The organism is Acidovorax sp. HMWF029 (assembly GCF_003060895.1).
Classification (GTDB): Bacteria; Pseudomonadota; Gammaproteobacteria; order Burkholderiales; family Burkholderiaceae_C; genus Acidovorax.
Genome location: NZ_QAIH01000247.1, coordinates 1 through 10,747, shown reverse-complemented (window position 1 = coordinate 10,747; position 10,747 = coordinate 1). Strand labels below are relative to the sequence as shown.

The following is a 10,747-nucleotide window of genomic DNA, read 5'->3' as shown; positions in this document are numbered from 1 at the left end:
GCCCTGGTCGTTGAGGCAGGCACGGGGGTGGGCAAGACCTTCTCTTACCTGGTTCCGGCGCTGCTCAGCGGCGAGAGGGTGCTGTTGTCCACCGCCACCAAAGCGCTGCAGGACCAGCTTTTTGCGCGGGACTTGCCTTGGCTGGTTGAAACGCTGGGCATGCCCGTGCGGATGGCGCTGCTCAAAGGCCGCTCCAGTTACCTGTGCCTGTACCGCATGGAGCTGGCGCGCCAGGACGTGCAGGCCCAGGACCGGGGCGTGGCGCGTGTGCTGGCCAAGGTCGAGGACTGGTCACACCACACCCAGTCGGGCGATCTGGCTGAACTGACCGGGCTGGATGACCGCTCGCCCGTGATTCCCCTGGTTACCTCCACCCGGGAGAGCTGCCTGGGCTCGCAGTGCCCCCGGTTCCGTGAGTGCCATGTGCACAAGGCGCGGCGCGAGGCGCTGGCGGCTGACATTGTGGTCATCAACCACCATCTGTTTTTTGCCGATGTTGCGGTGCGCGAGTCGGGCATGGCCGAGCTGTTGCCCACGGTGCGCGTGGTGGTGTTTGATGAGGCGCACCAGATCAATGAGACCGGCGTACAGTTCTTGGGCACCCATTTGTCCACGGGGCAGGTGATGGACTTCAGCAGGGACCTGCTTGCCGCAGGTCTGCAGCATGCGCGGGGCCTGGCGGACTGGGTGGGATTGTCCTGCCGGGTGGAGCTGTCGGCGCAGGACTTGCGCCTGGTCGCCCGCACGACCCTGGGTGCCACTAAGCTGCGCTGGGCGGATGAGGCCCCGGAGGGAATCCCGACGGAACACTGGCACGGCGCGCTGCGCGGCGTGGCGCTGGCCTGCGCCCAGGCCCAGGAGGCGCTGGATACGGTCAGCGAGATCGCCCCGGACTTTGTGCGCCTGTATGAGCGCGGCTCGGAGCTGTTGGCGCGCCTGGCCCGGTTCTCAGGCCCCAGCGATCCTGAAGTGGTGCGCTGGGTGGATGTGGGCACGCAGCTGCGGCTGGTCGAATCGCCGCTGGACATTGCCGAGGCCATGCGCACGCGCCTGCTGGGGGCTCCTGCCGAGGCTTCTGAGGGGGCAGGTGGTGATGGCTGGCCGGATGACAGCCCTGCAGGCCCGGGCCGGGCCTGGATCTTCACATCGGCGACCTTGGGTGATGACGAACGCCTGAGCTGGTTCACCGAAAGGGCAGGGCTCCAGGCGGCCGAGATACTGCGGGTAGCCAGTCCGTTCGACTACCCAGCGCAGGCCGCGCTGTATGTGCCGCGCCATTTGCCAGCGCCCGCCGACCCGGCACACAGCCCGGCGCTGGCGCAATGGGTGGGCCAGGCGGCCGAGCAGCTGGGAGGGCGCACCCTGGTGCTGACCACCACGTTGAAGGCTTTGCGCGCGGTGGGGGGCGCACTTCAGAAGCGGTTTGCAGGATCAGGAGCGCTGGAGGTGCTGGTACAGGGCGAGTGGCCCAAGCGGCGGCTGATGGAGCGTTTTCGGGAGGGGGCTGACCATGGTCGGCCGGGCTGTGTGCTGGTCGCGTCCGCCACCTTCTGGGAAGGGTTCGACGTGCCCGGCGACGCGCTGCAACTCGTGGTCATCGACAAGCTGCCGTTTCCGCCACCCGGCGACCCCTTGGTCGAGGCGCGCATCCAGCGGATTGAAAAGGCGGGGGGGAAGGCTTTCAAGGCCTATGCACTGCCCGAGGCCGCTGTGGCGCTTAAGCAAGGGGCAGGGCGGTTGATCCGGCGGGAGTCGGACCAAGGGATTCTGGTGGTGGGGGACACCCGCCTTGTCACCATGGGCTATGGCAAACGCCTGCTGGCTGCATTGCCGCCGATGCGGCGGCTGGAATCGGAAGAGGCTTTTGAAGAAGCCTTGCAGGCGCTGCTTACCAGACCTTCCACCACGGATCCGACTTACCCTTGAAGCCGCCAGTCATGTAGGGACTTTGAGGGTAGGATTTGTCCATCACGCGGCGTGCGTCATCACGCAACTGGGTCATGCCCAGGGCGTCATAAGACTGGATCAGGATGTACAGCGCTTCTTCCAGCGCTGGCACGCCCTGGTAATCGGCCACGGCCACCTGCGCGCGGCTGATGGCGGCCACATACGCACCACGCTGGAAGTAATAGCGTGCCACGTGCACTTCATACTGCGCGAGCGAGTTGACGATGTAGGTCATGCGCTGGCGCGCGTCCTGCGTGTAGCGCGAGTCGGGGAAGCGGGTGGACAGTTCGCTGAAGGCCTCAAACGAGTCCTTTGCGGCCTTCTGATCCCGCTCGGACAGGTCCTGGCGCGAGATGAAGGAGAACAGCCCCAGGTTGTCGTTGAAGTTCACCAGACCCTTGAGGTAAAGCGCGTAGTCCAGTGCAGGGCTGGCTGGATGCAGCTTCATGAAGCGGTCCAGCGTGGCGATGGCCTGGGCCTTTTCGCCGGCCTTGTAGTGGGCGTAGGCCTTGTCGATCTGGGCTTGTTGCGCCAGCGGTGTGCCGGCTGCACGGCCTTCGAGTTTTTCGAGCAGCGGGACCGCCTTGTCGTAGGCGCCGCTGCTCATTTCGTCCTTGGCTTCCGAGTGGATGCGGTTGGGGCTCCAGCCAGCCGTTTTGTCTTCGGTGGTGCTGGAGCATCCCGCCAGCAGACCGGCAAGCAGCAGGGCGGAAACGAGGGGCAGTGGGGCACGCAGCATCGCAAGCAGCTTTCAGCAAATGAGGGGACAGGTGCACACGAGGCTGGTTTCGTCCGGGGCGCGTGTTGCACCTCCGGCCCAAGGCCCACGGGCATCATGAACAGAAAAGGCATTGTACTGGTGGCTGTTGTCACCCAGCGGTGCTGCGTGCCTGGCTTTCGGACGGACGGTGCGGGGCTTTCTACAATGGCTCCATGTTTGTTCACCTGCGCCTGCACACCGAATTTTCCGTCGTGGACGGTACCAACCGAATCGATGAGGTGGCCAAAGCGGCCGCCAAGGATGGCCAGCCTGCATTGGCCATCACCGATCTCAACAACCTTTTTGGCGCAATCAAGTTCTACAAGGAAGCCCGAGGCAAGGGCGTCAAGCCCATCCTGGGCGCAGAAATTTTTCTGGAAGGCGAAGCGGGGGCTGCGCCATCGCGAATGATCGTGCTGGTGCAAAGCCGTCAGGGCTACCTCAACCTGTCAGAGCTACTGGCCCGTGCGTGGACGCGCAATGTGGTCAAGAACCTGGCGCTCTGCACATGGGCCTGGCTGCAGGAGTTGTCCGAAGGCCTGATTGCACTTTCGGGCGCGCAGGCGGGCCCGGTAGGGCAGGCCCTGCTGAAAGGTGACGAGTCTGGTGCGACTGAACTTGCACTGCGCCTAGCAGGGATTTTTCCGCACCGTTTTTACATGGAGTTGCAACGCGCGGGCCGCGCTGAGGATGAAGGCCACGTGGCCGCAGCGGCCCAGTTGGCGGCGCGTCTGAACCTGCCCGTGGTGGCCACACATCCAGTGCAATTTGCCACGGCGGACGACTACGAGGCGCATGAGGCCCGCATCTGCATCGCAGAGGGCGAAATCCTCGCCAACCCGCGCCGGGTGCGCAAATTCACCCGCGACCAGTATTTCAAGTCATCGGCCGAGATGGAGGCGTTGTTTGCCGACGTGCCTTCGGCCATTGCGAACACCGTGGAGATCGCCCAGCGCTGCAACCTCACGCTGGTACTGGGCAAGCCGCAACTGCCGGACTTTCCCACGCCCAACGGCATGCCGATCGACGAGTATTTCCGCTTCGCGTCCTTTGAAGGGCTGGAGGCGCGGCTCAAACTGCTGTTCCCCAAGGAGGCCGACCGCGAGCTCCAGCGCCCGCGCTATGTGGAGCGGCTGGAGTTCGAGATTGGCACCATCCTCAAGATGGGGTTTCCGGGCTACTTCCTCATCGTGGGCGACTTCATCCAGTGGGCCAAGGAAAACGGCTGCCCGGTGGGGCCGGGGCGCGGGTCGGGTGCAGGCTCGCTCGTCGCCTACGCGCTCAAGATCACCGATTTGGACCCGCTGGAATACAACCTGTTGTTCGAGCGCTTCCTTAACCCTGAGCGGGTTTCGATGCCCGACTTTGACATCGACTTCTGCCAGGGCAACCGCGACCGCGTGATCGACTACGTGAAGGAGAAGTACGGCAAGAACGCAGTCAGCCAGATTGCCACCTTCGGAACCATGGCAGCCAAGGCTGCCATCCGCGACGTGGGCCGGGTGATGGACATGAGCTACACCTTCTGCGATGGCATCTCCAAGCTGGTGCCGGGCAAGCCGGGCATGTCGTACACCTTGCAGTACCCGCCCGAGGTGAAGAAGGAGGGCGATAAAAACAACTACGCGCTGGAACTGGAGCCCATGCTCTACGAGCGCGTACGCAAGGAAGAAGACGTCAAGACCGTCATCGAGATGGCGCAGAAGCTCGAAGGCATGACGCGCAACATCGGCATGCACGCCGGGGGCGTGCTGATTGCGCCGGGCAAGCTCACTGATTTTTGTCCGCTCTACCAGCAGCCGGGCAGCGAATCCGCCGTGAGCCAGTACGACAAGGACGACGTGGAGGCCATCGGTCTCGTGAAGTTCGACTTTCTGGGGCTGGCCACGCTCACCATTTTGGAGATCGCGCGTGAGTTCATCATCAAGCGCCACAAGGGCCAGGAGAATTTCACGTTCGAGACTGTGCCGCTGGACGATGGCAAGACCTACAAGCTCTTTCAGGACGGGTTGACCGAGGCGGTGTTCCAGTTTGAAAGCCGGGGTATGCAGGGCATGCTCAAGGAGGCCAAGCCCAGCCGCCTGGAGGACCTGATTGCACTGAACGCGCTGTACCGCCCGGGCCCCATGGATCTGATCCCCACTTTCGTGAATCGCAAGCACGGCAAGGAGCCCGTGGAGTACCCGCACCCCCTGGTCGAGCCCGTACTGGCCGAAACCTACGGGATCATGGTGTACCAGGAGCAAGTGATGCAGACCGCCCAGGTGCTGGGCGGCTACAGCCTCGGGGGCGCAGACATGCTGCGTCGGGCCATGGGCAAGAAGAAGGCCGAGGAAATGGCCGAGCACCGCGAGATCTTCCGCAAGGGGGCAGCCGAAAAAGGCATCGGTCAAGAGAAGGCGGACGAGGTGTTCGACCTGATGGAGAAGTTCGCGGGCTACGGCTTCAACAAGTCGCACGCCGCCGCGTACTCGCTGCTGGCCTATCACACGGGCTGGCTCAAGGTCCACTTCACAGCCGAGTTCTTCTGCGCCAACATGACCGTGGAAATGGACGACACCGATAAGCTCAAGGTGTTGTACGAGGACGCGGTCAAGCACTTCGGCATGACCTTTGAACCGCCGGACGTGAACCGGGGAAAGTACCGGTTCGAGCCCGTCACCGACAAGATCATCCGCTATGGCCTGGGCGCCGTGAAGGGCACGGGCCAGCAGGCCATCGAAGCCATTGTTGCCGCGCGTGAAGGGCGGGGCGAGGGGCCGAATGGCTCTACCACCGGGCCTTTCAAGAGTCTGTTTGACTTCTGTCTGCGTGTGGACAAGGCGCGCATGAACAAACGCACCGTAGAGGCGCTGATCAAGGCAGGTGCGTTCGATTCGATCAACATGAACCGAGCGGCGATGGTGGCTTCTATCGACCGGGCCTTCGACTTTGCGGCAGCCACGCTGGCCAATGTGAACCAGGGAGGGCTGTTCGACATGATGGGCGATGATGCCCACGGCTCCAGCACGCAGGAGCCCGACCTGGTGGAGGCACTGCCCTGGGGTATCAAGGAGCGGCTCACGCAGGAGAAAACTGCCGTGGGCTTTTACCTGTCCGGCCATCTCTTCGATGAAGTGGCCACCGAGGTGCGCCGCTTCGTGCGCACCCAGATCGATGAACTGCTCGACAGCCGCGAGCCCCAGGTGCTGGCCGGGATCATCAGCGACTTCCGGGTCATCAACGGGCAACGGGGCAAGCTGGCCCTGTTCAAGCTGGATGACAAATCCGCCGTCATCGAGGCATCGGCCGATGAAGCCTTGCTCAACACCTACCGCAACCAGCTCAAGGAAGACGAGTTTGTGGTGATGATGGGGCGCCTGCAGCTGGACCACTTCAGCGGAGGCCTGCGCGTGAAGGTGCAACAGGTGTGGGACTTGGCCGGTGCACGCTGCCGTTTTGGCAAGTACCTGCATGTGGTGGTTGGAGAGAAACTGCCCGATGTACCCCGCCTGGTGCAGGAGTTTCCCGCCCGGCGGGAAGAGAGTGCCGAGGGCGAGGTGGCGGTGCATGGCCTGCGTGTACGCATGGGAGTGCGCTGCAAGGCCGAAGACGTAGCGGCGGTTGCAGAGCTGCAACTGGGTGAAAACGCGCGGTTTTTCCCGTCGGATGCAGCCCTGGCGGCGTGGACTGCGCAGGCGGGCCCGGGGGCGGCCACCGTTGTGTACGAATAAGGCATGGGGCAAGGCCGGCGGTGCGGTTCCGAGGAGCGCCCTTCGCGGCGCCATGGCTTGAAAAAACCGAGTCAACTACCAACTTCTTCAGCGGCAGTCCCCTGCGCGGGTCGCTAGAATGAATTTCATGGCAACAAAACCACCTTCACCCCCCACCGCGCCGCCGGTTACACGGCCAGCGCGGGATGATGGCGGTTCGGTCGTGCTCGAAAGGCGCACGCAGAAGACCCAGCCGCCCCAGATGTACCAGGTGGTCATGCTCAATGACGACTACACCCCCATGGAGTTCGTCATCGTGGTTTTGCAGGAATTTTTCAGCAAGGACCGCGAAACAGCGACCCAGATCATGTTGAAAATCCACCTCGACGGCAAAGGTGTTTGCGGTGTGTACTCCCGCGATGTCGCTGCCACCAAGGTGGAGCAAGTGCTTGACGCCGCCCTCAAGGCGGGCCACCCACTGCAATGTGTCAGTGAGCCTGTTGAATAACAGGTCTTTGATCCCGAAATACAGTTATCCCTTCCACGCAAGCACAAAGGAGTTCACATGATTGCCCAGGAACTGGAAGTCAGCTTGCACATGGCCTTTGTTGAGGCCCGCCAGCAGCGCCACGAGTTCATCACCGTGGAGCATCTGTTGCTTGCATTGCTCGATAACCCCAGCGCAGCGGAGGTGCTGCGCGCTTGTTCGGCCAATATCGATGATCTGCGTTCATCGCTGTCGAACTTCATCAAAGACAATACCCCGCAGGTCGCAGGTACCGACGAGGTGGACACCCAACCCACGCTGGGCTTCCAGCGCGTGATTCAGCGTGCCATCATGCACGTGCAGTCCACGGGCAATGGCAAAAAAGAGGTGACGGGCGCCAATGTGCTCGTGGCCATCTTTGGCGAGAAAGATTCGCACGCCGTGTACTACCTGCACCAGCAGGGCGTTACGCGCCTGGACGTGGTCAACTTTATCGCCCACGGCATCAAAAAAGGCGAACCGCCAGAACCCGCCAAGGCCGAGAACCAGACCGAGGGCGAAGAGGGCGGTGGTGGCGAGCGCAGCGAAAAGGCATCGCCCCTGGAGCAGTTCACCCAGAACCTGAACCAGGCCGCCAAGGACGGCAAGATCGACCCGCTGATCGGTCGCCACTACGAAGTCGAGCGCACCATCCAGATCCTGTGCCGCCGCCGCAAAAACAACCCGCTGCTGGTGGGTGAGGCCGGTGTGGGCAAGACGGCGATTGCCGAGGGCTTGGCCTGGCGCATCACGCAGAACGACGTGCCCGAAATCCTGGCCGAGGCCACGGTCTATTCGCTCGACATGGGCGCGCTGCTGGCGGGCACCAAGTACCGGGGCGATTTCGAGCAGCGCCTCAAGGGCGTTCTCAAGTCGCTCAAGGACAAGCCCAACGCCATCCTGTTCATTGACGAGATCCACACCCTGATCGGCGCGGGCGCCGCGTCGGGCGGCACCCTTGATGCATCCAACCTCCTGAAGCCAGCGCTCTCCAGCGGCCAGCTTAAGTGCATCGGCGCGACCACCTTCACGGAATACCGCGGCATCTTCGAGAAGGACGCGGCGCTGTCTCGCCGCTTCCAGAAGGTGGACGTGGTCGAGCCCAGCGTGGCCGAGACCATCGACATCCTGAAGGGCCTCAAGAGCCGCTTCGAGGAGCACCACAGCGTGAAGTACGCTGCTGCAGCCCTGCAGGCTGCGGCTGAATTGAGCGCCAAGTACATCAACGACCGGCACCTGCCCGACAAGGCCATCGACGTGATCGACGAAGCCGGTGCCGCGCAGCGCATTCAGGTGCCCAGCAAGCGCAAGAAGACCATCGGCAAGGCCGAGATCGAAGAGATCGTGGCCAAGATTGCGCGCATTCCGCCCGCCAATGTCAGCAACGACGACCGCAGCAAGCTGCAGACGCTCGAGCGTGACCTCAAGAGCGTGGTGTTTGGCCAGGACAAGGCCCTTGAAGTGCTCGCCTCCTCGGTCAAGATGGCACGCTCGGGCCTGGGCAAGGGGGACAAGCCGATTGGCTCGTTCCTGTTCAGTGGTCCCACGGGTGTTGGCAAGACCGAAGCGGCCAAGCAACTCGCCTACATCATGGGCATCGAGCTGATCCGCTTCGACATGTCCGAGTACATGGAGCGGCACGCTGTGAGCCGCCTGATTGGTGCGCCTCCCGGCTACGTCGGGTTTGACCAGGGCGGTCTGCTGACCGAAGCCATCACGAAGAAGCCCCATGCGGTGCTGCTGCTCGACGAAATCGAGAAAGCGCACCCGGACATCTTCAACGTGCTGCTGCAGGTCATGGACCATGGCACGCTGACGGACAACAACGGTCGCAAGGCCGACTTCCGCAACGTGCTCATCATCATGACCACGAATGCAGGCGCCGAGACCATGAACAAGGCGACCATTGGCTTCACCAACCCGCGCCAGGCGGGCGATGAAATGGGCGATATCAAGCGCCTGTTCACGCCCGAGTTCCGCAACCGGCTGGATGCCATCGTCAACTTCAAGGCGCTGGATGAGCAGATCATCCTGCGCGTGGTGGACAAGTTCCTGCTGCAGCTCGAAACCCAGCTTGCCGAGAAGAAGGTAGAGGTCACCTTCACCGACCAGTTGCGCAAGCACCTGGCCAAGAAGGGCTTTGATCCGCTGATGGGTGCGCGCCCGATGCAGCGCCTGATCCAGGACACCATCCGCCGCGCGCTGGCCGACGAGCTGCTGTTTGGCCGCCTGACTGAAGGTGGGCGCCTGACGGTGGATATCGAGGTGAAGACCGACGACAAAGGCGTGGAGACGCCCGAGGTGTTGCTCGACATCCAGCCACTGCCCAAGAAGGAGCGCTCTGCCAAGTCCGAGCCCGCTGAGCCTGAAGAGGCCACGGCGGACTGACCCGGCGGACGCTGCTGGTGGAGGCGCCTTTTGGGGCGTCGCCCGCACAAAGAAACAAAAAAACCCACGGTGAATGCCGTGGTTTTTTTGTTTCCCGACCGGCAAAGTCGGCCTTTTAGCTGCTGGCCCGCAATTCGCTGGGTGACATGCTTCTGAGCGCTGATCTCGCGCCTTGCCCACGGACCCGCATCGGACGCTCGTGTCAGGGCGTTTGCAGCCTTTGCAAAAGCTCTAACGTGGGATACCCATCGGCCGCCAGGCCGACGCTGCGCTGGAAGCCGCGCAGCCCGGCGCGGGTAGCGGGGCCCATCACGCCGTCGGGCGCGCCCGCTGCAAAGCCCTTGCGGTTCAGCGCCTCCTGCAGCGCCTGCATCTGCGTGCGCGACAAGGGTTCCAGATCGCGTGGCCAGGCGGCGGTGACGGGCGTGCCGCCGCCAATCTGGCGCGACAGCAGGGCCACCGCCAGCGCGTAGTTCACCGAATTGTTGTAGCGCAGGATGGCCCGGAAGTTCGCACCCACCACAAAGGCCGGGCCACGTGCCCCCGCCGGTGCTGTGATGGAGGCCGCGCCGAGGGTGGGCAGCGGCTGTCCGTTCGCCGAGCGCACGCCTTCGGCCTCCCACTGCGCTGTGGTCTGCCGCACGGCTGGGTCGGCCCGCGCATGGTCGAAATTGGCGGGCAGCACCACTTCGGCGCCCCAGGTCTCGCTGGCCAGCCAGCCCGAGCGGGCGAGGAAGTGCGCGGTGGAGGTCAGAACGTCGGGGATGCTGCCCCAGATATCGCGCCTTCCATCACCATCGGCATCCACGGCGTAGGCCAAAAACACCGAGGGTAGAAACTGCGTGTGCCCCATGGCGCCAGCCCAGGAGCCCAGCATGCGGTCGGCCGCAATGTCGCCCCGGTCCACGATGCGCAGCGCCGCCAGCAACTCGCCTTGGGCCCACGCGCGGCGGCGCCCTTCGTAGGCGAGGGTGGCCAGCGCGTCCACGGTGCGGAAGCTGCCAAAGTTGCTGCCGTAGTTGCTCTCCATGCCCCAGATGGCGGTGACCACGGTGGCGGGTACGCCGTAGCGCGCGGCAGCGGCCTCCAGCGTGGGGCCATGTTCGGCCAGCTTGGCCTGGCCCTGGGCCACGCGCTGGGCCGATACCGCGCTGTCGAGGTACGCCCAGGGTGTGCGCGAGAACTCGGGCTGGGCCCTGTCCAGCTCCACCACACGCGGCTGCCACTGCGCCTGGCCCAGCACATCGCGCACCGTGTGCGGCGCAATGCCCGCCGCCAGGGCCTGTGCCGCAAAGGCGGTGCGCCAGGCCGCAAAACCTGCGATATGGTCATCGGCCTCGGCTGTCACGGTGGTTGCAGCGCCTGTGGTGCTTGTGGCTGCAGGCGCCGATGTGGTGGAAGGGTTGGCTGGCTTTGACGGCGCAGGGGAGGGGG

General features: G+C 63.8%; 6 protein-coding genes. 4 read left to right on the top strand and 2 right to left on the bottom strand.

Annotated elements, in window-relative coordinates:
* Nucleotides 1-1,926: ATP-dependent DNA helicase (locus tag DBR12_RS18055; RefSeq protein WP_108618531.1), on the top strand; the 1,926-nt coding region annotated here is incomplete at its 5' end.
* On the opposite strand, the gene DBR12_RS18050 is transcribed toward DBR12_RS18055, so the two are convergent.
* Nucleotides 1,889-2,686, bottom strand: a complete 798-nt coding sequence (locus DBR12_RS18050) for an outer membrane protein assembly factor BamD (RefSeq protein WP_108618530.1) — start codon at nucleotides 2,684-2,686, stop codon at nucleotides 1,889-1,891. The genes DBR12_RS18055 and DBR12_RS18050 overlap by 38 nt on opposite strands.
* A gap of 194 nt (nucleotides 2,687-2,880) precedes the next feature.
* Here DBR12_RS18050 and dnaE point away from each other — a divergent pair, with 194 nt between their 5' ends.
* The 3 genes from dnaE to clpA all read left to right on the top strand — a co-directional run bounded on the left by dnaE (nucleotide 2,881) and on the right by clpA (nucleotide 9,313).
* The gene (dnaE, locus tag DBR12_RS18045; RefSeq protein WP_108618529.1) at nucleotides 2,881-6,420 is read left to right on the top strand and encodes a DNA polymerase III subunit alpha; all 3,540 of its coding nucleotides are present in this window, start codon (nucleotides 2,881-2,883) and stop codon (nucleotides 6,418-6,420) included.
* A 118-nt stretch (nucleotides 6,421-6,538) separates the two neighbouring features.
* Nucleotides 6,539-6,907: an ATP-dependent Clp protease adapter ClpS gene (clpS, locus tag DBR12_RS18040; protein WP_108618528.1), complete on the top strand. Its 369-nt coding sequence runs from the start codon at nucleotides 6,539-6,541 to the stop codon at nucleotides 6,905-6,907.
* A 57-nt stretch (nucleotides 6,908-6,964) separates the two neighbouring features.
* Nucleotides 6,965-9,313: an ATP-dependent Clp protease ATP-binding subunit ClpA gene (gene clpA / locus DBR12_RS18035; RefSeq protein ID WP_108618527.1), complete on the top strand. Its 2,349-nt coding sequence runs from the start codon at nucleotides 6,965-6,967 to the stop codon at nucleotides 9,311-9,313.
* 202 nt (nucleotides 9,314-9,515) lie between these two features.
* Here the strand turns inward: clpA and DBR12_RS18030 are convergent.
* On the bottom strand, nucleotides 9,516-10,747 hold a 1,232-nt coding region (locus DBR12_RS18030), incomplete at its 5' end, for a lytic murein transglycosylase (RefSeq protein ID WP_369861660.1).

What these genes read in the sequence shown, in the direction of transcription:
- DBR12_RS18050 (WP_108618530.1), bottom strand. Translation starts at nt 2,686, where the DNA reads ATGCTGCGTGCCCCACTGCCCCTCGTTTCCGCCCTGCTGCTTGCCGGT.
- clpA (WP_108618527.1), top strand. Translation starts at nt 6,965, where the DNA reads ATGATTGCCCAGGAACTGGAAGTCAGCTTGCACATGGCCTTTGTTGAG.
- clpS (WP_108618528.1), top strand. Translation starts at nt 6,539, where the DNA reads ATGAATTTCATGGCAACAAAACCACCTTCACCCCCCACCGCGCCGCCG.
- dnaE (WP_108618529.1), top strand. Translation starts at nt 2,881, where the DNA reads ATGTTTGTTCACCTGCGCCTGCACACCGAATTTTCCGTCGTGGACGGT.